This is a genomic window from Dietzia sp. UBA5065, assembly GCA_002415925.1.
GTDB lineage: Bacteria > Actinomycetota > Actinomycetes > Mycobacteriales > Mycobacteriaceae > Dietzia.
Genome location: DIAZ01000139.1, coordinates 4,726 through 24,053, shown reverse-complemented (window position 1 = coordinate 24,053; position 19,328 = coordinate 4,726). Strand labels below are relative to the sequence as shown.

Genomic DNA, 19,328 nt, shown 5'->3' with positions numbered 1-19,328 from the left:
CGCGCCCGGGCGGATCATCGGCACGGAGATCGAGTTCGGGATCGTCGCCGTGGGGCAACCCCTGCTGAGCTCGGTGGTCACCTCGACCCAGGTCGTCAAGGCCTACACCGACCCGGGTGTGGGAGCCGGCGCCACCGACGACACCCGCTGGGACTACGCGTCCGAGTCGCCCCTGCGCGACGCCCGCGGCTTCGACCTCGGTGCGGCCCGCGCGTACGACCCGAGCGAGTTCGGGGTGACCAACCGGGTGCTCACCAACGGCGCCCGCTTCTACGTCGACCACGCCCACCCCGAATACTCCGCGCCCGAGGTCGACTCGCCCCTCGACGCGGTGATCTGGGACAAGGCCGGCGAGGTCGTCATGCACCGCGCCGGACGCGAGTCGTCGGCCACGGAGGGACACGCCGAGCTCAAGCTCTACAAGAACAACGTCGACGGCAAGGGCGCCTCCTACGGGGCCCACGAGAACTACCTCGTGCGCCGGGACGTGGACTTCGACGTCCTCACCCTGAGCCTCGCCCCCCACCTGCTCTCCCGGCAGGTGTTCTGCGGCGCCGGACGCGTGGGGATCGGGCAGTTCGGCGAGGCGGACGGGTTCCAGATCTCCCAGCGCGCCGACTACATCGAGGTGCTCACGGGTCTGGAGACCACGCTCCGGCGCGGGATCATCAACACCCGCGACGAGCCCCACGCCACCGACGAGAAATGGCGCCGGCTCCACGTGATCATCGGCGACGCCACCATGTCCGAGCTGGCGACCTACCTCAAGATCGGCACCACCTGCCTGGTGCTGGACGCGATCGAGGCCGGGGTGGACTTCTCCGACCTCGTGCCGGTGGACCCCGTCGAGGCGGTCCACGTCATCAGCCACGACCCGACGCTCGCCGCCACCGTGGCCCTGCCCGACGGCAGGGAGCTCACCGGGATCGGCCTGCAGCGGGAGATCCTCGGTCGGGTGGCGGAGGTGACCGGGGACGGCTCCGGACGCCCCGGCTGGGCACCCGAGGTCCTTGCCGAGTGGCGGGAGATCCTCGACGCCCTCGAGGAGAACCCCATGGCGTGCGCGGACCGGCTCGATTGGCCCGCCAAGCTCCGCCTGCTCGAGGGGTTCCGCTCCAGGGACGACCTGGGCTGGGATCACGCCAGGCTCGCGCTCATCGACGTGCAGTACCACGACATCGACCCGGACCGCGGCCTCTACAACCGTCTGGTCGCAAAGGGGGCGATGCGCCGACTCACCACCGACGCGGAGGTCGAGGCGGCCGTCACGACCCCGCCGGAGAGAACGCGGGCCTGGGCGAGGGGACGCTTCCTCGCCCGACTCGGCGACCGCGTCCGCACGGCGGGGTGGGACCACGTCGTCGTCGTCGACTCCCGCGGCGAGCCCCGGCACGTGGACCTCTCCGACCCGTACACCGGTACCCGGACCCACTGCGAGGCACACCCGGACTACCTCAGCCCCGACGGGCCCTCGCCGCACTGACGCGGCGGGCGCCCACGCCGCCGGCCGGACGGCCCGGCCGGCGGAGAACACCGACAGGAGCACACACCATGTCCCAGATCCAGAAGAACGCCGGCGGCCCGGCCGACGACCACGACGAGGCCGGCCAGGTGGTCAAGGCCGCGCAGACCTCCTCCGCGGACTCCCTGCTCGACGAGATCGACGACATCCTGGAGACCAACGCCGAGGAGTTCGTGAAGTCCTACGTCCAAAAGGGCGGGCAGTAGACCGCCATGATCCGTCGCATCGTCGGTATCGAGACGGAATTCGGGATCACCAGCGTCGGCGGCGAGGGCGCGCGGGCCCTGGGCCCCGACGAGATCGCCCGCTACCTCTTCCGTCCCGTGGTGGAGCGGTGGCGTAGCTCCAACGTGTTCCTCGAGAACGGATCCCGGCTCTACCTGGACGTCGGCTCCCACCCGGAGTACGCGACCGCCGAGTGCGACGGCCTGCGACAGCTCGTGGCCCACGACCGGGCGGGGGAGCGGATCGTCGACGACCTCGCGCGGCAGGCCGAGCGCTCGCTCGCGGCGGAGGGGATCCACGCCGGGGTCTACCTGTTCAAGAACAACACCGACTCCGTCGGCAACTCCTACGGCTGCCACGAGAACTACCTCCTCGACCGCTCGACCCAGGTCCGGAGCGTCGCCACGACCCTGCTGCCGTTCCTCGTGAGCAGGCAGGTGATCTGCGGCGCGGGCAAGATCCTCCCCGGGACCCCGGCGGGTGTCGGGGTGGACGCGACCGAGGGCCCCACCTTCTGCTTCTCCCAGCGCGCCGAGCACATGTGGGACGGGGTCTCCTCGGCCACCACCCGCTCGCGGCCCCTCATCAACACCCGCGACGAGCCCCACGCCGATTCCGCCCGGTTCCGCCGCATGCACGTGATCGTCGGCGACTCCAACATGATCGAGACCACCACCCTGCTCAAGGTGGCCAGCACCCGTCTCGTCCTGGAGATGCTCGAGGCCGGCGTGGCCCTGCGGCCGATGGCCGTGGCCCATCCGGTCCGGGCGATCCGCGAGATCAGCCGGGACCTCACCGGCACCCGGCCCGTCGCGATGACCGACGGCAGCACCATGAGTGCGCTGGAGATCCAGCGGGAGTTCCTGTCCGCGGTCCACCGCTACCTCGACGCCGGCGGCTGGGAGCGGGACGACCGCGCGGACGTGGAGGGGTGCGTCGCCCTGTGGGAGCGGGTGCTCGACGCCGTCGAGTCGGGGGACCACGAGTCGATCGCCGCCGACGTCGACTGGGCCGCCAAGCTGCGCCTGATCCGCCAGGTGCAGGGCCGGACCGGGGTGGACCTGGACCATCCCCGGCTCGCCCAGATCGACCTGACCTACCACGACATCCGGCCGGGTCGCGGACTGCACTCGGTGCTCGAACGCCGCGGGCTGGTCTCGCGCGTCGTGGACGATGCCCAGGTCGAGCTGGCCCGGCGGATGGCACCGGAGACCACCAGGGCGGCCCTGCGGGGCCGGTTCATCTCCGCCGCCACCGAGGCGGGGCGCGACTTCACCGTGGACTGGGTGCACCTCAAGGTGGCGGACGGGACGCTGCCCACCGTCGCGCTCACCGACCCGTTCGCGCCCGGGGACCCGCGTGTCGACGACCTGATCGCCGGACTCGGGCGATAGCGTTCCTCCCCGTGTCCACCTCGAAGTCGCAACGACTGGTCAACCTCGTGATCTGCCTGAGGTCGACCAACGCCTTCCTGTCCGCGGGCGAGATCCGGAGGATGGTCCAGGGGTACGACGACTGCGAGAACGAGGCGGCGTACCTGCGCATGTTCGAGCGCGACAAGCGCGAGCTCCGGGAGGTCGGGATCCCGCTCGACCAGGGCGCCTCCCTGGCGCCCGGGTCCCCGGCGGGATACCGGATCCCCGCCCAGGGGTACGAGCTGCCCGACATCACCCTGACCCCCGAGCAGGCCGGGATCCTCGCCGTGGCCGCCGAGGTCTGGCGTGAGGGGGAGCGGGCCGCCCGCGCCGACGGGGCGCTCGCCAAGCTCACCGCGGCGGGGATCGACCCCGTCCACGACGCCGGCGCGACGGTGTCGGTGGAGGACCCCGCCGGGCTCTCCGCCGCCGCGGTGGTGGCCGAGGCGATCGCGGCGGGCCGCGTCCTGACCTTCTCCCACACCCCGGCCGGGGCGACCGAGCCGACCGGGCGGCGCGTCGAGCCGTGGTGGACCGGATCGCGGCTCGGCCACTGGTACGTGGTGGGGTACGACCTGGACCGCGGGGAACCGCGGACCTTCCGCCTGGTGCGCGTGTCCGAGCTCCGGGCGGGTCAGGCCCACCGTACGGTCCCCGTCCCGCCGACCACCGCGGTGCTCTCGCTTCTCGACGACGCCATCGCGCGCCTCAACCCGGTGGTCGAGGCGACGGTGTGGGCGGCCGACGGGCACGCGGCCGAGCTCCGGGCGATGGCCCGTTCCGTCACGCCGGCGGACCGGTTCGGACGACCCGGTGCGGATCTCGAGGTGAACGCCCCGCTCGCGGAGCTCTCGTCGCTCGTGGCCTCCCAGGGCGTGGACGCCGTGGCCCTCCGCCCCGCCGACCTGCGCGTGCGCGTCGTGTCGATCCTCACCGCAGCCGAGGAGGCCGTCCGTTGAGCGCCCGTTCCGTCCCGCTCGCGACCCTGCTCAGCGTGGTCCCCTATTTCCACAGTCGCGGCGCGGTGCCCGTCACGGAGGCGGCCCGCGACCTCGGCATGACGGACACCCAGTTGCGGGGTGCGCTCTGGCAGCTGTGGTCCTGCGGACTGCCCGGCTACGGTCCCGGCGACCTGATCGATCTCGCGTTCTCCTCCGAGGACCTCGACGACGCGGAGATGGTGGAGGTGACGTTCACGGCCGGGATCGACCGTCCCGTCAGGCTCACCGCCGCCGAGGCCGTGACGCTGGAGACCGGTCTCGCCGTGTTCCTCGACCACCCCGAGGTGGTGGACCAGGCGGCGCTACGCGACCTGCTGCGGACCCTGCGTGCCGCGGTCGGGGGCGAGGACCGCCGCGCGCGCGACGACACCGCGCCGGACACCACCGATTCCGACGCCGAGGTCGTCCGCACCGCGGTGCACGACGGCCGGGCGCTGCGCTTCGTCTACCATTCGGCCACCTCGGACACCTCCACCACCCGCATCGTCGACCCGGCCCGCCTCTCAGTCGCGGACGGCCACTCCTACGTGCACGGCGTCGACCGGGTGGCGGGGGAGTGGCGGACCTTCCGCACCGACCGGATGAGCGGGGTCGAGGACGTGGGCCCGCGCCGCGCGCTGGGACCGGAACCCCAGGACGACGGCGAGGGCGACACGAGCCTCGAGCGTGCGGTCGTCCCCGCCTCCGCCGCGTGGTTCCTCGACGAGTTCGGGTTCCACGACGTCACCCGGCGCCCGGACGGCGACCTCGACGTGGTGATCGCCTACCACGACCGGGCGTGGCTGCTGAGATTCCTGCTCGGGCACGCGGACGTGGTCACGCCCGCCGATCCCGGACTCGCCGCGGAGATCGCAGCCCGGGCGAGCGCCGGCCTGGAGCTCTACCACTCGGCCGACGAGCCCGCCCCGGAGCCCTGAGTCGCGGGCGAACGCGCAGGTCATCGGCCTACCCATCCCGACCGGTGCGACGCCCGCCGGGCCCGTTGCGTTAGCATGGTCGAGTCGTCACACAAACGGAGGTTGACATGGGTGCGTTGAGCATCTGGCACTGGCTCATCGTCCTCGCGGTGGTGTTGCTTCTCTTCGGTTCAAAGAAGCTTCCCGACGCCGCCCGCGGTCTCGGTCGCTCGATGCGCATCTTCAAGTCGGAGATCAAGGAGATGCAGAACGACGACAAGCCGCTCGGGGACGCACCCCAGGCCCTGCCGCCGGTCACCCCGCCGAATGCGGCCCAGCCGAATGTGGCCCAGCCGAACGCCGCCCAGTTCGTCCAGCCGCAGGCTCCGCAGCAGCCCCAGGCCCAGCCCCAGGGCTATCCGCAGGCGCCACAGCAGCCGTACCAGCAGCCCCAGCAGCACACCGATCCCACCGCCCCGTACAACGGCGGCGCGGGGTCGACCCAGGGGCAGTAGGCCGCCTCGCCGATGACTCAGACCGGGACCGAGAAGGCCGGCGCCACCCGGAAGGGCGGCGCCGGCCGGGTGCTGTCCAAGCGCAGGCGCCGGCCCCGCAACCCGGACGGCACCATGCCGCTCCTCGAGCACATCTACGAGTTGCGGACCCGGCTGCTCATCGCCGTGGGGGCGATCGTGCTGACCCTGGGATTCGGATTCTGGTGGTACGGCAGCGGATTCCTCGGGGTCCCCTCCCTCGGCAGCATCCTCACCGGACCCTACTGCGACATCCCTCCGGGCGCCCGGTTGCAGCTCGGCGCCAACGGGGACGACTGTCGCCTGCTCGCGACCGGGCCGTTCGAGCAGTTCATGCTGCGGCTCAAGGTGGCCGCCACCGCCGGGATCGTCCTCGCGAGCCCGGTGTGGCTCTACCAGCTCTGGGCGTTCATCACGCCCGGGCTGCACCGGAACGAGAAGCGCTACGGGATCGTCTTCACGATCCTCGCCGCGCTGCTGTTCGTCGGCGGTGCCGTCCTGGCCTACGTCGTGATCGTCCACGCCCTCGAGTTCCTGCTCTCGATCGGCGACAACGTCCAGACCACCGCATTGTCCGGTACGCAGTACTTCTCGTTCCTCATCCACCTCATCCTGATCTTCGGGGTGAGCTTCGAGATCCCCCTCCTGATCGCCATGCTCAACGTCGCGGGGGTGCTCAGCTACGAGGTGCTGGCCAGGTCGCGGCGCGGGATCGTCATGGGGGTCTTCGTCTTTGCCGCCGTGGCGTCCCCGGGACAGGACCCGTTCTCCATGCTCGCGCTGGCCGTCGCGGTGTGCGTGCTCGTGGAGGTGTCCATCCAGTTCGCCCGCCTGCACGACAGGCGTCGGAAGAAGGACCGCGCCGAGTGGCTCGACGTGGACGACGAGTCCGCGTCGACCATCGCACCCGCCGACGGCCTCGAGGGATCCGATGCCGTCCGATCCACCGGACCGCTCCCCGCGCCCGCGCCGCTCGGAGGTACGCAGCCCCTCCAGGCTCCCTCGGGTGGGGCGGCGTATGACGACACGATCTGACCCGGACCACCCGGACTCCCTCCTCGAGTCGTTCCTGTCCGCCGAGGGCTTCGACCCGGACCCGTTCCAGCTCGACTCGTTCTCCGCACTCGACGCGGGGCGTAACCTCCTCGTCTCCGCCCCGACCGGGTCCGGCAAGACCCTCGTCGGCGAGTACGCCGCCCACCGCGCGCTCTCGGGCGGCGGGCGATGCTTCTACACCACGCCGATCAAGGCGTTGAGCAACCAGAAGTTCCGGCAGTTCCGGGCGCGCTTCGGACCCGAGAACGTGGGTCTCCTCACCGGTGACCACTCGATCGACCCCGAGGCCCCCGTCGTGGTGATGACCACCGAGGTCCTCCGGAACATGATCTACTCCGGGTCCCCGGCGCTCCACGACCTCGACTGCGTGGTGATGGACGAGATCCACTACCTGGGAGACCGCTCCCGGGGCGTGGTGTGGGAGGAGATCATCCTCACCCTCGACCCGGCCGTGCGGCTGGTCGGGCTCTCCGCCACCCTCAGCAACACGGACGAGCTGGGGGACTGGATCACCGAGATCCGCGGTGACACCGCCGTGGTCCTGTCCGACCACAGGCCGGTTCCGTTGGCCCACATGCTCTACACGGACGGGGAGCTGATCCCCGTGCGCGCCGCGGCCGACCACCGCCGCCGGAGCCGGAGCGGGTACCACGACGAGCGGATGGCCGCCCGACCCCGAGCCCAGTGGGCGCGCCGGCAGGACGTCATCGAGAAGCTCGACGACGAGCGTCTGCTGCCCGCCATCTACTTCGTGTTCTCCCGCGCCGGCTGCGACGGCGCGGTGTCGCAGATGCGGCGGGCCCGCCTGCGGCTGACCACGGTGGAGGAATCGCGTCGCATCGCCGCCCACGTCGACGCCGCGTGCGCCCCGGTCCCGCACCACGACCTGGACGCGCTGGATTTCACCGCGTTCCGGGCGGGTCTGGTCGGCGGGATCGCCGCCCACCACGCGGGCATGCTCCCGCTCTTCCGCACCATCGTGGAGGAGTTGTTCTCGGCCGGGCTGATCAAGGTCGTCTTTGCCACCGAGACCCTCGCCCTGGGCATCCACATGCCGGCCCGCGCCGTGGTCCTGGAGAAGACCACCAAGTTCAACGGCGACACGCACGCCATGCTCACCTCCGCGGAGTACTCGCAGATCACCGGGCGCGCCGGCCGGCGGGGGATCGACACCAAGGGCACCGCGGTCGTGCTCGACCAGCAGGACCTGGACCTGGATGCGCTGTCCGCCCTCGTCGACACCCCGCGGTTCCCGCTGCGCAGCGCGTTCACACCCGACTACTCCATGGCGGTCAACCTGGTCGAGCAGCTCGGCGTCGCGGAGGCCACGTCCCTGATCGGTCGGTCGTTCGCCCAGTTCCAGACCGACCGCACCCTGGTCTCGCGCTCGCGTGCGGTCGAGCGCCGCGCGGACGAGCGCGATCGCCTGCGCGCGGATCTCGAGGCGGCCGGCGGCGGCCCCGACCTCGACCAGTACATGGCGCTTCGTGCCGACCTGAGCAGGCTGGAGCGCAGCGCCGAGAAGACGACGCGGGACGACCGGCTCGACGCCGTCCGGGCCGCGATGCTCAAGCAGACCCCGGGATCGGTGATCACCGTGGGTCGGAAGCGCTTCGGCATGGTGGCGACCGTGCTCCAGGTGCGCACCGACATTCCGGCGGACCCGGCGCTACTGTGCCTGACCGACACCGGCTGGACGGGGTGGCTGCGGCGTCACGACTTCGCGGCGCCCCCGGTTCCGGTCGGTCGGGTCGACCTGCCCAGGGGCAGACGCAAGCTCGACGGCCGGGCCAAGAGCGCGCTGCTCCACCGGATGGAGGGCATGCGCGGCAAGGCCAAGGGCAGGCTGAAGGGCGCCGGGGGCAAGCCGGTGCGCAAGGATCCACGGATCGCCCCCGCCCGACGCGCGCTCCGGCAGCACCCCCTGCACGAGGATCCGGGCATCGACCGGCTCGCCCGGCTCCACGAGCGGTGGGCCCGCGCGGACGCGGACACCACCGCCCTCGCCGCCGGGGTCGACGCCGACTCCGACTCGCTGGCCCGCCGCTTCCGACGGATCGTCGACCTCCTCGAGCACCTCGGATATCTCGAGCAGCGGGACGGCGCGCTCCGCGCCACGGACGCCGGGAGACTGCTCGCCGGGGTGCACACCGAACAGGATCTGTTCGTGGCCGAATGCCTGCGGCGGGGGGTCTGGCGTGGGCTCGACCCCGCCGGCCTGGCCGCGGTGATCGCCACCGTGGTCGCGCACCCGCGCGGCGACTCGGCGGTGCGCGAACCCACGGACGAGTCCCTGCGGTCCGCACTGGCCCGGACCGAGCGCGCCGCCGCCGAGCTGGCCGCGGTGGAGGAGTCCCACCAGCTGCCCCCGACGCCGGACCTCGACGCCGGGCTGGCCCCGGTCATGCACCACTGGGTGTCGGGGGGCGCGCTCGCGTCGATCCTCGCCGCCTCGTGGCAGGAGGGGGTCGAGCTCACCGCCGGGGACTTCGTCCGGTCGGCCCGACTCGTGGTGGACGTCCTCGCCCAGATCGGGCAGGTCGCCGAGCCGGACCTGGCCCGCGTCGCGCGGTCCGCCGTGGGGTCGCTGCGCCGTGGGGTCGTCCTCGACCACCTGGTGTGAGTCCGCCCGGCCCGGCCACCCCGGGTGAGGTGAGGAAAACCTTCCCCAGCGTCCCTTCAGCGGGGGGGGCCTAGGTTCTCACCCATGAACACCATCGCCGGATTGCCCGCCCATCCTCTCCTCGTCCACGCAGCCGTGGTCCTGCTCCCCCTGGCCGCGCTCGTCGTGGTCGCCTACGCCGTCTGGCCCGCCGCCCGGGCGCGGATCGGGATCGTCTCCCCGGTCCTCGCGCTGATCGCCGCCGGGGCCGCCAAGTTGGCCGAGGGCGCCGGGGAGTCGCTCGAGCGCGTGGTCGAGACACTCCCGGACACCAACCGGGCCGCGGTGAACGCCCACGCCGAGCTCGGTGAACAGACGGTCGTCGCGGCGGCGGCGCTCGTCCTGGTGGCGGTCGCGCTGTACCTGGTCCACGGCACCGCCGCGGCCCGCCTGCGCGAGCGCCTGAGCCTCCTCGAGGCGCCGTGGGTCGGGATCGTCGGCGCGGTCCTCGCCGTGATCGCCGGGGTCGCCGTCGTCTACCTCACCGTGGACGCCGGCCACACGGGGGCGAGCATGGTGTGGTCCGATCTCACCTCGTGAGCGGCCTCGTCCGGCTTCCGGGGGGCGCGGACCGTCAGGCCCCGTCGAGCAGGGCCGTCGCCTCGACCAGCCTGCCGATCGCGCGCGACTGCCCCGTGGACACGCCGAGCGCGTCCAGTCGCTCGGCGTCCACGGTCCCGCGGCGGCCGTCCACGTTGCCCTCGAACCCCAGCTCGAACCGGCGCTCCCGCAGCCGGACCACGCCGCGGGCGGCCGTGAGGTAGTCGGCGGACTCCACCACCGCGGTCCGCTGACGGGCGGTGAGCCCCGACCGCTCGTCCCGGGCGGCGGCGACGATCCCGTCGAGGTCGCCGTACCCCCGCAGCAGGGCCGCCGCGGTCTTCGCACCGATCCCCGCCACCCCCGGCAACCCGTCGGAGGCGTCCCCGACGAGCACCGCGTAGTCCGCGTACACGCGGGCATCCTCGCCGGCGGGAAGGTCGAAGCGCTCGGCCACCACCTCGGGGGTGTAGGCGAGCCGCTTGCGCATCCCGGCCCCCACGTACACGACCGTGGTGCTCGCCGAGGCCAGCTGGAACAGGTCGCGGTCGCCGGTCACCACCAGCACCTCGCGGTCGCGCGCCGCCAACTCCGCCAGCACGTCGTCGGCCTCGGCGCCGTCCGCCCACGACTGGGTGATGCCCGCCGCGGAGAGGATCTCGCGGATCACCCCGACCTGCGGGCCGAGCGCGGCGGGGGCGTCCTCCTCGCCGTCGTCTCCCACGCGGTGCGCCTTGTACGAGGGCAGCAACCCCACGCGCCAGTCGGGACGCCACTCGCGGTCGAGGGCCGCCACCAGACCGCTCGGGGAGTACTCCTCGACCAGCACCGCGACCATGTCGCAGAAGCCGCGGACGGCGTTGGCGGGCGCGCCGTCGGGGCCGGTGATCTTCTCGGGCACGGAGTGGAAGGCGCGGAACCACAGTCCGGCGCTGTCGAGAACCATGAGCGGGCCCTGGGACATCGCGCCTCCTGGGGATCGTGGGCGGGCCGGGGGTCGACCTCGGCGCAAGAGTAGTCGTCGCCCAGGGAGTCCGCGCCGGCGTCGGGCGCCGGAGCCCCGGCATCCGGCCGACGTCCTACTGTGGTGGGCATGAGCACCAGCACCCCGGAGACCCACGCCCGCCGCCTGGCCGCCGTCCGCGGACGCGCCCGCGACCTCGGGATCGACCACGTGGTGGTGTACTCCGGGGAGGACATGTCCTACCTCACCAGCGAACGGATGGACTCCCACGAACGGCTCACCGCGCTGGTCGTGCCGGTCGACGGCGGCGCGCCGCTGCTCGTGTTGCCGTCGCTCGAACTGACCGACGTCACCCGGCGCGCGGCCGACCGCGTGGGCGCCACCGTCCACCCCTGGTCGGACGGGACCGACGCCGTCGCGCTCGTCACCGGGTCGGTGGCCGGCCGGGTGGCCGTGTCCACCGCGATGCCCGCGCTCCACCTGGTCCCGCTCCAGGCGGGCGTCGACGGCGAGGTGGTTCTGGCCTCGGAGGTGATCGACCACGTGCGGGCGGTCAAGACGCCGCACGAGGTGGACGAGCTCGCCGAGGCCGCCCGGCGTATCGATGCGGTCCACGCCCGCATGGGCGAGTTCCTCCGGGTGGGCCGTACCGAGTCGCAGGTGGGCGAGGACATCACCGCCGCGATCGAGCAGGAGGGCCTGACCCGTGCCGAGTTCGTGATCGTGGGCTCGGGACCCCACGGCGCCGACCCCCACCACGGCGTCTCCGACCGGGTGGTCCAGCAGGGCGACATCGTGGTGGTGGACATCGGCGGCCCCGTGGCCAGCGGGTACCACTCGGACTGCACCCGGACGTACTCGATGGGCGAGCCCGACCCGCAGGTCGCCCGCGAGTACGCGGTGCTCCAGGAGGCCCAGCGGCTGGCCCGGGAGTCCGTCCGCCCCGGGATCGCCATCGGCGAGGTCGACGCCGCTGCCCGCGAGCACCTGGCGGCCGCGGGGCTCGGCGAGTACTTCATCCACCGCACCGGGCACGGGATCGGCCTCGGGCTGCACGAGCCGCCGTTCGTCACGCCCGGCGGGGACACGGTGCTGGCCGAGGGGATGACGTTCTCCGTCGAGCCGGGGATCTACCGGTCGGGGGCGTGGGGTGCCCGGCTCGAGGACATCGTCGCCGTGACGGCGGACGGCCGCCGCGACCTCAACACCGGCGAGCGGGGTCTGCGAGTCCTCTGACCGCGGCCGAGCGGGGTCTGCGAGTCCTCTGACCGCGGTCAGAGGAACATCTGGGCCGAACCCAGCACGCGGTCCACCTCGATCGCCAGCACCACGCGCTCGGGGTTCGGGCTCGGCTCGCGGTAGCGCATGGCGTACCGGCGCTCGCCCTCGCGGACGGACGCGGGATCGTCCAGCAGCCGCACCGGCCCCTCGAAGGTCAGCCAGCGCCCGCGGTCGACGTGGGACACCGCCGCGCGTCCGCCGCGCCGCGCGTTGGCCGCCTTCTGCGATCCGCGCCGGGTGATCACCCGTGCGAGACCGCCCTCGGTGTCCACGGTGAAGCCCACCGCCACCACGTGGGGCGAGCCGTCACGCCGAAGTGTGGTCAGGCTCCCGAGATGGTATTCGGCCAGGAACTCGAGCGCCTCGTCGGAGAGCTGTGCCAGGGTGTGGGCCATGGCGCAGAGCCTGCCACAGCGAGCCGACGCGGCGACCGACCGGCTGCGTGGGAGACTGGGCGCATGTCCACCCCCGCCACCCCGTCGCCCCCGCCCGCGTCCGGCGGCGAGGTCGTCGCGATCTTCGGCGGCCGCAGCGAGATCGGCCTGGCCGTCGCCCGGCGCCTCGCGCCCGGCCGCACCATCGTGTTGGCGAGCCGGCCCGGCGCCGACACCTCCGCCCTCGGGGCACCGCTCGCGGACGCCGGTGCGGCGGCGGTGGAGTTCGTGGACTTCGACGCCGACGACCTCGACTCGCACGCCGCCGTCGTGGCGGACATCGAGTCCCGGATCGGGGAGATCACGGTGGCGGTGCTGGCCTTCGGGATCCTGGGCGACCAGGCGCTCGCCGAGCGGGACGCCTCGGCCGCCGCCCGGATCCTGCACACCGACTTCGTGGCGCAGGCAGCCCTGCTCACCGTGCTGGCCGAGCGGATGAAGCCGCGCCGCCGCGGGACGCTCGTCGCCTTCTCCTCGGTGGCGGGCCAGCGGGTCCGGCGCGCCAACTACGTGTACGGCTCGGCCAAGGCCGGGCTGGACGGCTTCGCCTCCGGCATGGCCGACGCCCTCCACGGCACCGGGGTCACGCTGGTCATCCCGAGGCCCGGCTTCGTGGTGGGTCGGATGACAGAGGGCATGGATCCGGCCCCGTTCTCCTCGACCCCCGACCAGGTGGCCGACGCGGTGGTCGCGCGGGTGCAGGCCCGGAGAGCCGGCGTGGTATGGATCCCGTGGCAGCTGCGGGTGATGTTCGCGGTGGCCCGGCTGGTGCCGCAGCCGGTGTGGAGGCGGATGCCGCGGTGACCCCCGCTCGACCGCCCGGTGCGGGCAATGTGACCGTCCACCTCGTCGGCGTCGGCCCCGGGCCCGTCGACCTGCTCACCGTCCGCGCCACCCGCCTCATCACACGCTGCGGGACGTGCCTGCACGAGAGCGGCGCGATCGCCCCCGAGGTGCTGGCCCTGTGCCCGGCGACCGCCCGGGTGGTGGGCACGTCCGGGGTGTCACCGGCCGAGGTGATGGGGGAGGTGCGTGGCGCCCATGCCCGCGGCGACCGCGTGGTCCTGCTGCTTCCCGGCGATCCGTCGCAGCACCCCGCGGCGGACGAGGTCACCCGCGCGCTGGACGCCGAGGGGAGCTCCTGGGACCTGGTCCCCGGGCTCCCGGCGACCCCGGGCGCGGACCCGGCCCCGGTGACGCCGCCCGATCCTGACCCGGCGTCCGCCGCGTCCCGCGCACCCGCACCCGCCCCCGCCCCCGCACCCACCGAGCGGCCCACGCCCGCCCCGATGCCCTCCGCGGCGCCCGGTCGGATCCTCGTGCTGGGGGGAACGGGGGAGGCCGACCGGCTCGCCGACCTCATGGTCACGGCGGGGCTCGACGTGGTGACCTCGCTCGCCGGGAAGGTGGCCCGCCCGCGGCTGCCGCGCGGCGAGGTGTGGATCGGCGACGTCGGTGGGCCGGAGGGGCTGGCCTCGTGGCTCCGCGCGAACGACGTCAGCGCCGTCATCGACGCGACCCATCCCTTCGCGACGGACGTCTCGGACGTCGCCCGCCGGGCCGCCCGCGAGGTGGGCACGCCCCTGCTGCGGGTGCTCCGCCCGCCGTGGGAGCCGCGGGACGGGGACGAGTGGATCCGGGTCGCCGACACGGCGGCCGCCGCGCGATGCGTGCGGGAGCGGTTCCGCCGACCGATGCTCACGGTGGGGAGGCGGGGCGCGGTGGCGTTCTCCGGTGACACCCGCGGGTCGTACCTCATCCGGTGCGCGGAACCGCCCACCGGGCCGCTGCCGCACCGGTACCTGCTCATGCTGGACCGCGGCCCCTTCGGGGTCGACTCCGAGCGCACGATCATGGCCCGCCACCGGATCGACGTCCTGGTGGCCAGGAACAGCGGCGGGGAGTCGACCGCCGCCACCCTGCAGGCCGCGCGCGAGCTGCGGATCCCGGTGGTCATGGTGGACCGGCCGGGGGCGACGCCGGGCACCGACACGGTCACGTCGGTGGACGACGCCGCGCTGTGGCTGGTCCGCCGCTTCGGTTCACGCTGAGCGCGTCGGGTCCGCCCACGGGGAGGTCGCGTCGAAGATCATGCCCATCGGCGCCAGCACGCGCACCACTTGCTCCGCCATCCCCTCGGTGAGCCCGTGGAGGCCGATCACCCGGTCGGGGGAGACCGTGCTCGGCCGGTCCACCGCCCCGAGGAACTCGGCGAGCCGCGCCGGCACGACCCCGTCCGCGACCACGGCGAGCAGGCTCACCAGCCCGTCGGCGGAGTCGATCCACCCGACCCTCGGGATCTCGGCGGGAGTGGTGAGCGGCGCCGGTGACCCCACCGCGACGGTGAGCGGGTGGCCGTCCAGGATCACGACGACGAGGTCGTGCAGGTCGCCGGAGTCCGGCACCCCGGGACGGTCGTCGAGGCGCCGGGCGAGCTCGGCGGTCACGTCGGCGAGGACGGCCGCCGCGTCGGCCGCCCCGATCCCCACCGCGGTGTCGCGCCCGGCCGCGTGGACGCGGAGCGCGTCGCCGGCGCCGCCGGCCACCGCCGCCAGGTCGGGGGCGTGCGCCAAGATGTCGCCGGCCCCGGCGTCCAGACCCAGGAGCAGGCGAGCGCCGGACGGCGCCGGGTCGGTCGCGCCGGCGGGGCCGGCGTCACCGAGCCGGGCGGCCAGCTCCGCGTCCAGTCGTTCGGGCAGGTCGGCGAGGTCGTGGTGCCCGTCGATCCGCCCGGCCATGGGGGAGGCGAGGATGCGGGGGAGCCGGTGATCGCCGATGCGCCGCGGCAGCCCCTCCGCGACCAGTCGGTCCCGGGGCACGGTGTCCCCGCCGGCCCGTCGGACCCGGATGCCGCCGCGCGGGGTGAGCACCACCTCGCCCCCGTGGCGGGCGGCCACCCCGGCCAGCGTGCTCCAGTCCCCGGGCGTCATCCGACCGCCGGGGAAGTGGGCGGCCGTGCGGAACGACGAGTCGGTCATGGGTGCACAGCCTAGGCGCGGGGGAGCCGGGCGGGCCGGACGGCCGCGGGGCGGCTCAGGGATACTCGGGTGCATGACAGCATGCCTGGCCAGCGGCGGCCGCGTCCTCACTCCCGCCTCCCGTGACGCCACCGCCCTGGCGTACGAGGACGGGCTGGTCGTGTGGGCCGGCTCCGACGCCCCGGGCCCCGCGCTGTTCCCGGACGCCGAGCGCATCGACCTCGCTGGGGACTGGGTGGCGCCGGCGTTCGTGGAGTGTCTGACCCCGGGGCTCGACCTCCGCCGGGTCGCGGCCCGCGGCGCGGTCCCCGCCGCGCTCCCCGAGCCACACCCGGTCGGGGCGGTGGCCGACCGTGTCCGCGCGGGGGGCCGCGTGGTGCTCGACACCGGCGTCGATCCCGCCGAGGTCGCCGCCGAACTCACCCGCCTCGCCGCCGCGCTCGGCGGCCCCGCCGTGGCGAGGTGCACGCCGGTGCTCGTCGGCACGTCCGGCACGCTCGACGAGGCCACCCTCGCCGCGTTGGCGGCCGTGGGAACCGTCCTCCTGCTCCGACCGCTGGTGGACGACCTCGCCGGCACCGACCTGGTGCGCATCGCCGCGTCCGGCGTCGCCCTGGCCGCCTCGTCCCGGGACGGCGGGGAGCTGCGGCCGTGGGATGCGTTGCGCGCGCTCACCTCCGTCGCCGGCGGCCGGGGCCTGTCCCCGCGGGCCGCGTTCACCGCGGTCACCCGCGGTGCCCGCCGTGCCGCCGGTGCCCGCGACGGGACCGCCGGAACGCTCACCCCGGGCGCCGCGGCGACGTTCGCCCGCTGGCGGACGGGGGAGCTCGCCGTGGTCGCCGCCGACGACGCCGTCCAGCGGTGGTCCACCGATCCCCGGTCCGGGGTGCCCCCGATGCCCGACCTCTCCGGTCCCGACCCCGTTCTCCGGGCGCTCGTGGTGGACGGCACACCCGCCGGCCCCGCGGAGTGATGCCCCTCCTGGCGCGGCTGGCCGGGGCGGCCGCGGCCGGCGCGCTGTTGGCGGCCTCGTTCCCGCCCGTCGACCTGTGGTGGGCGGCGCCGGCGGCGATCGCCCTCTTCGTCGTCGTCCTCTCGCCCCTACGGGGCCCCGCACCCCGGGCGCGCGCGGGGGCCCTCCTCGGGTTCACCGCCGGCCTGGTGTTCTTCCTTCTGCTGGTCCCGTGGGTGGGGCTGTACGTGGGCGCCTACGCGGCGTGGGGCCTGGCCCTGGTCGAGGCCCTCTACCTCGCGGCGTTCGGGGCCGGTGCGGTGGTGATCTTGGGGGCCGGGCTCGCGCGGCGGCCCCGGGCGGGCCGGCGGGCGGGCCCGGGCACGGGGCTCGGCGCGGTCGGCGCGGTGCTCGGGGTGGCCGGCTGGTGGTCGGTGTGGGAGTGGATCCGCTCCTCGTGGCCGTGGGGCGGGTTCCCGTGGGGCCGGCTGGCGTTCGGTCAGGCCGACGGTCCGCTCCTGCCGCTCGCCTCGCTCGGCGGGACCCCGCTGCTCGGGTTCGCGGTGGCGTCCCTGGGCGCCTCGATCGGGGTCGGCGCGATCCTGCTCGCGCGACGAGACCGCCCCCTCGTGGCGGCCACCGGGCTCCTCACCGTCCCGCTGGTCACCGCGGGACTGGTCGCCGGGGCCGCCGTCGGGACCGGGACCGGGGACGGGGACGGGCGGGAGACCGTGGAGGTCGCGATCATCCAGGGCAACGTCCCCCGCCTCGGCCTGGACTTCAACTCCCAGCGTCGCGCGGTGCTGGACAACCACCTCCGGGTGACCGCCGAGCTGGCCGACGGGGTCGACGCCGGAACCCGCGAGCGGCCGGACCTCGTCCTGTGGCCGGAGAACGCCTCCGACATCTCCCCGCTCGCCGACCAGCGCGCCGGCGCTCAGATCACCGCGCTGTCCCGGCGCCTGGGGGCCCCGATCCTCGTGGGCACCGTCCTGCCCGTGGGGGACGGCCCCGAGGCCACCAACTCCTACCTCGTGTGGGACGGCGGCGACCGGGTGGTCGACCGACACGACAAGAAGTTCGTCCAGCCCTTCGGCGAGTGGCTGCCGCTGCGCGCGCCGCTCGAGGCCGTCTTCCCCATCGCCCGGACCGCCGGGCACTTCGTCCCCGGCGACGGCGACGGCCTCGTCACCGCGGCGGGGGTCGAGCTGGGCGTGGCCATCTGCTTCGAGGTCGCGTTCGACGCCGCCGCCCGCGAGCCCGTCGCCCGGGGGGCGCAGATCCTCACCGTCCCCACCAACAACGCCACCTTCGGCCGCTCGCCGATGACCTACCAGCAGCTCGCGATGTCGCGGGTCCGGGCCGTGGAGCACCATGTCCCGGTACTCATCTCCGCCACCAGCGGTGTCAGCGCGGTGATCGGACCGGACGGCACGGTCCGGCAGGAAACCGGGATCTTCGAGCCCGGGATACTGGCGGCGCAGGTCGAGGTGGGGGGTGCCGGTACGATGGCAACCCGACTGGGTGGCATCCCGCAGGCGGTGTGTTGCCTCATCGGGCTCGTCGGGTTGGCCTGGGCGCTCCTGCGCGCCCGGCCGCGGCCCGCGACCGACTCCGAGGAGATCTAAGTGACCGACCCGTTGACACCCGGCAGCGACGTGCCGTCCGCGCGAACCCTGGTGATCATTCCGACCTATGACGAGCGGGAGAACCTGCCGGGGGTCGTGGAGCGGTTGCTCACCGCCGCGCCCGACGTCGCCGTGCTCATCGCTGACGACAGCAGCCCCGACGGCACGGGGGAGGTCGCCGACCGGCTCGCCGCCGACGACACCCGGGGTCGGATCTCCGTCCTGCACCGGACCAGCAAGGAGGGACTCGGCGCCGCGTACATCGCCGGCTTCCGGTGGGGACTGGAGCGCGGCTACACGGTACTGGTGGAGATGGACGCCGACGGGAGCCATCCGCCCGAGCGACTGCCCGCGATGCTCGCGGCGGTCGACGCGGGTGCGGACCTCGCGATCGGGTCCCGGTACGTGCCGGGCGGCGCCGTCGTGAACTGGCCGTGGCGGCGCCACGTCATCTCACGGGGCGGCAACGTCTACTCCCGCCTCCTGCTGGGTGTGGGCATCAAGGACATCACCGCCGGGTACCGCGCCTACCGCGCCCGGGCGATCGCCGAGCTCGACCTCGACTCCATCGAGTCGAAGGGATACTGCTTCCAGATCGACATGACGTGGCGGCTGCTCGGCAACGGCCGATCGGTCGTCGAGGTGCCCATCACCTTCACCGAACGCACCGTGGGACAGTCCAAGATGAGCGAGTCGATCTTCCGCGAGGCCGCCGTCAACGTGGCGCGGTGGGGCTGGGAGAAGCGCCGCCGGCAGCTCCGGGCCCTCGTCCGGCGCTGATCCGCCACCCCGCCGGACGAGGAACGCCCCGGCCCCGTGACGGGGTCGGGGCGTGTCACACGCGGGTGGGGATCAGCGGGCGCCTGCGCGGCGACGCTTCTTGAGCAGATCCATCCGCTCCTTGAGAAGCTCCTCCAGGTCCTCCAGCGAGCGACGCTCGAGAAGCATGTCCCAGTGGGTACGCGGCGGCTTGCCCTTCTTGACCTCCACGGCGGGGCCGTCGATGAGCTGGCCCTCCTGGCCGTTCTTGCACATCCACGCGCCCGGGATCTCCGCGTCGTCCGCGAACGGGACCTCGTAGACCTCGCCGTTCTCCGTCTGGTACCTGGCCATCCGCCGTGGCGCGAGATCGGTGTTCCGGTCGGTCTCGTAGCTCACCGCACCGAGGCGGCTGCCCCTGAGGACTCGATCTGCCATGCGAACTCCTTCTGCCGTGTTCGTCGCGCCGGGACACGACGCTC

The 19,328-nt window shown here is 73.9% G+C and carries 19 protein-coding genes; 15 read left to right on the top strand and 4 right to left on the bottom strand.

The genetic code is table 11. The features are described from left to right. Positions 1-13: 13 nt before the first annotated feature. From dop to B4M60_RS10840, 9 genes are all read left to right on the top strand, one after another. Positions 14-1,483, top strand: coding sequence for a depupylase/deamidase Dop (dop, locus tag B4M60_RS10880; protein ID WP_291083662.1), 1,470 nt, complete (start codon positions 14-16; stop codon positions 1,481-1,483). 68 nt (positions 1,484-1,551) lie between these two features. After that, positions 1,552-1,728, top strand: a complete 177-nt coding sequence (locus B4M60_RS10875; RefSeq protein WP_291083550.1) for a ubiquitin-like protein Pup — start codon at positions 1,552-1,554, stop codon at positions 1,726-1,728. 6 nt (positions 1,729-1,734) lie between these two features. Then, positions 1,735-3,141: a Pup--protein ligase gene (gene pafA / locus B4M60_RS10870; RefSeq protein WP_291083547.1), complete on the top strand. Its 1,407-nt coding sequence runs from the start codon at positions 1,735-1,737 to the stop codon at positions 3,139-3,141. Between the two features lie 11 nt (positions 3,142-3,152). After that, a complete protein-coding gene (locus B4M60_RS10865) occupies positions 3,153-4,121 on the top strand; it encodes a helix-turn-helix transcriptional regulator (RefSeq protein WP_291083544.1) in 969 nt (322 codons plus the stop codon). After that, positions 4,118-5,080 (top strand): helix-turn-helix transcriptional regulator, encoded by a 963-nt coding sequence (locus B4M60_RS10860; protein WP_291083540.1) that lies wholly within the window; start codon positions 4,118-4,120, stop codon positions 5,078-5,080. The genes B4M60_RS10865 and B4M60_RS10860 overlap by 4 nt, the downstream gene beginning before the upstream one ends. A gap of 107 nt (positions 5,081-5,187) precedes the next feature. Then, positions 5,188-5,574 (top strand): Sec-independent protein translocase subunit TatA, encoded by a 387-nt coding sequence (tatA, locus tag B4M60_RS10855; protein WP_291083537.1) that lies wholly within the window; start codon positions 5,188-5,190, stop codon positions 5,572-5,574. 12 nt (positions 5,575-5,586) lie between these two features. After that, positions 5,587-6,627, top strand: a complete 1,041-nt coding sequence (gene tatC, locus B4M60_RS10850) for a twin-arginine translocase subunit TatC (protein ID WP_414646789.1) — start codon at positions 5,587-5,589, stop codon at positions 6,625-6,627. Continuing rightward, positions 6,611-9,271: a DEAD/DEAH box helicase gene (locus tag B4M60_RS10845; RefSeq protein ID WP_291083533.1), complete on the top strand. Its 2,661-nt coding sequence runs from the start codon at positions 6,611-6,613 to the stop codon at positions 9,269-9,271. Before tatC ends, B4M60_RS10845 begins: the two co-directional genes overlap by 17 nt. A gap of 84 nt (positions 9,272-9,355) precedes the next feature. After that, positions 9,356-9,850 carry a DUF2231 domain-containing protein gene (locus tag B4M60_RS10840; protein ID WP_291083530.1) on the top strand — a complete coding sequence of 165 codons (495 nt, stop codon included), beginning with the start codon at positions 9,356-9,358 and terminating at the stop codon, positions 9,848-9,850. Between the two features lie 34 nt (positions 9,851-9,884). Here the strand turns inward: B4M60_RS10840 and B4M60_RS10835 are convergent, their stop codons facing one another. Beyond that, on the bottom strand, positions 9,885-10,814 hold the full coding sequence (locus B4M60_RS10835; protein ID WP_291083527.1) for a 5'-3' exonuclease: 930 nt from the start codon (positions 10,812-10,814) through the stop codon (positions 9,885-9,887). A gap of 129 nt (positions 10,815-10,943) precedes the next feature. Here B4M60_RS10835 and B4M60_RS10830 point away from each other — a divergent pair, with 129 nt between their 5' ends. Further along, positions 10,944-12,050: a M24 family metallopeptidase gene (locus B4M60_RS10830; RefSeq protein WP_291083524.1), complete on the top strand. Its 1,107-nt coding sequence runs from the start codon at positions 10,944-10,946 to the stop codon at positions 12,048-12,050. A gap of 38 nt (positions 12,051-12,088) precedes the next feature. Here B4M60_RS10830 and B4M60_RS10825 read toward each other — a convergent pair whose 3' ends face one another. Further along, positions 12,089-12,490: a pyridoxamine 5'-phosphate oxidase family protein gene (locus B4M60_RS10825; protein ID WP_291083522.1), complete on the bottom strand. Its 402-nt coding sequence runs from the start codon at positions 12,488-12,490 to the stop codon at positions 12,089-12,091. 63 nt (positions 12,491-12,553) lie between these two features. Between B4M60_RS10825 and B4M60_RS10820 the strand changes: the two genes are divergently transcribed. Both B4M60_RS10820 and B4M60_RS10815 read left to right on the top strand, forming a co-directional pair. Then, positions 12,554-13,333: an SDR family NAD(P)-dependent oxidoreductase gene (locus tag B4M60_RS10820; protein ID WP_291083519.1), complete on the top strand. Its 780-nt coding sequence runs from the start codon at positions 12,554-12,556 to the stop codon at positions 13,331-13,333. Beyond that, the gene (locus B4M60_RS10815) at positions 13,330-14,580 is read left to right on the top strand and encodes a cobalt-precorrin-6A reductase (protein ID WP_291083516.1); all 1,251 of its coding nucleotides are present in this window, start codon (positions 13,330-13,332) and stop codon (positions 14,578-14,580) included. Before B4M60_RS10820 ends, B4M60_RS10815 begins: the two co-directional genes overlap by 4 nt. Here the strand turns inward: B4M60_RS10815 and B4M60_RS10810 are convergent. Further along, on the bottom strand, positions 14,572-15,507 hold the full coding sequence (locus B4M60_RS10810; RefSeq protein WP_291083513.1) for a precorrin-3B synthase: 936 nt from the start codon (positions 15,505-15,507) through the stop codon (positions 14,572-14,574). The two genes, B4M60_RS10815 and B4M60_RS10810, sit on opposite strands and share 9 nt — an antisense overlap. 73 nt (positions 15,508-15,580) lie before the next feature. On the opposite strand from B4M60_RS10810, the gene B4M60_RS10805 reads away from it, so the two are divergent. From B4M60_RS10805 to B4M60_RS10795, 3 genes are read left to right on the top strand one after another with little or no spacing between them, the layout of a single operon-like run. Then, positions 15,581-16,480: an amidohydrolase gene (locus B4M60_RS10805; protein WP_291083510.1), complete on the top strand. Its 900-nt coding sequence runs from the start codon at positions 15,581-15,583 to the stop codon at positions 16,478-16,480. Further along, positions 16,480-18,087: an apolipoprotein N-acyltransferase gene (gene lnt, locus B4M60_RS10800; protein WP_291083507.1), complete on the top strand. Its 1,608-nt coding sequence runs from the start codon at positions 16,480-16,482 to the stop codon at positions 18,085-18,087. The genes B4M60_RS10805 and lnt overlap by 1 nt, the downstream gene beginning before the upstream one ends. Then, positions 18,088-18,867 (top strand): polyprenol monophosphomannose synthase, encoded by a 780-nt coding sequence (locus B4M60_RS10795; RefSeq protein WP_291083504.1) that lies wholly within the window; start codon positions 18,088-18,090, stop codon positions 18,865-18,867. 72 nt (positions 18,868-18,939) lie between these two features. Here the strand turns inward: B4M60_RS10795 and B4M60_RS10790 are convergent, their stop codons facing one another. Continuing rightward, positions 18,940-19,284 (bottom strand): RNA polymerase-binding protein RbpA, encoded by a 345-nt coding sequence (locus B4M60_RS10790; protein ID WP_291083502.1) that lies wholly within the window; start codon positions 19,282-19,284, stop codon positions 18,940-18,942. Positions 19,285-19,328 lie beyond the last annotated feature (44 nt).

What these genes read in the sequence shown, in the direction of transcription:
- B4M60_RS10875 (WP_291083550.1), top strand. Translation starts at nt 1,552, where the DNA reads ATGTCCCAGATCCAGAAGAACGCCGGCGGCCCGGCCGACGACCACGAC.
- B4M60_RS10805 (WP_291083510.1), top strand. Translation starts at nt 15,581, where the DNA reads ATGACAGCATGCCTGGCCAGCGGCGGCCGCGTCCTCACTCCCGCCTCC.
- tatC (WP_414646789.1), top strand. Translation starts at nt 5,587, where the DNA reads ATGACTCAGACCGGGACCGAGAAGGCCGGCGCCACCCGGAAGGGCGGC.
- B4M60_RS10835 (WP_291083527.1), bottom strand. Translation starts at nt 10,814, where the DNA reads ATGTCCCAGGGCCCGCTCATGGTTCTCGACAGCGCCGGACTGTGGTTC.
- tatA (WP_291083537.1), top strand. Translation starts at nt 5,188, where the DNA reads ATGGGTGCGTTGAGCATCTGGCACTGGCTCATCGTCCTCGCGGTGGTG.
- B4M60_RS10790 (WP_291083502.1), bottom strand. Translation starts at nt 19,284, where the DNA reads ATGGCAGATCGAGTCCTCAGGGGCAGCCGCCTCGGTGCGGTGAGCTAC.
- B4M60_RS10810 (WP_291083513.1), bottom strand. Translation starts at nt 15,507, where the DNA reads ATGACCGACTCGTCGTTCCGCACGGCCGCCCACTTCCCCGGCGGTCGG.
- B4M60_RS10825 (WP_291083522.1), bottom strand. Translation starts at nt 12,490, where the DNA reads ATGGCCCACACCCTGGCACAGCTCTCCGACGAGGCGCTCGAGTTCCTG.
- pafA (WP_291083547.1), top strand. Translation starts at nt 1,735, where the DNA reads ATGATCCGTCGCATCGTCGGTATCGAGACGGAATTCGGGATCACCAGC.
- lnt (WP_291083507.1), top strand. Translation starts at nt 16,480, where the DNA reads ATGCCCCTCCTGGCGCGGCTGGCCGGGGCGGCCGCGGCCGGCGCGCTG.
- B4M60_RS10845 (WP_291083533.1), top strand. Translation starts at nt 6,611, where the DNA reads ATGACGACACGATCTGACCCGGACCACCCGGACTCCCTCCTCGAGTCG.
- B4M60_RS10830 (WP_291083524.1), top strand. Translation starts at nt 10,944, where the DNA reads ATGAGCACCAGCACCCCGGAGACCCACGCCCGCCGCCTGGCCGCCGTC.
- B4M60_RS10840 (WP_291083530.1), top strand. Translation starts at nt 9,356, where the DNA reads ATGAACACCATCGCCGGATTGCCCGCCCATCCTCTCCTCGTCCACGCA.
- B4M60_RS10820 (WP_291083519.1), top strand. Translation starts at nt 12,554, where the DNA reads ATGTCCACCCCCGCCACCCCGTCGCCCCCGCCCGCGTCCGGCGGCGAG.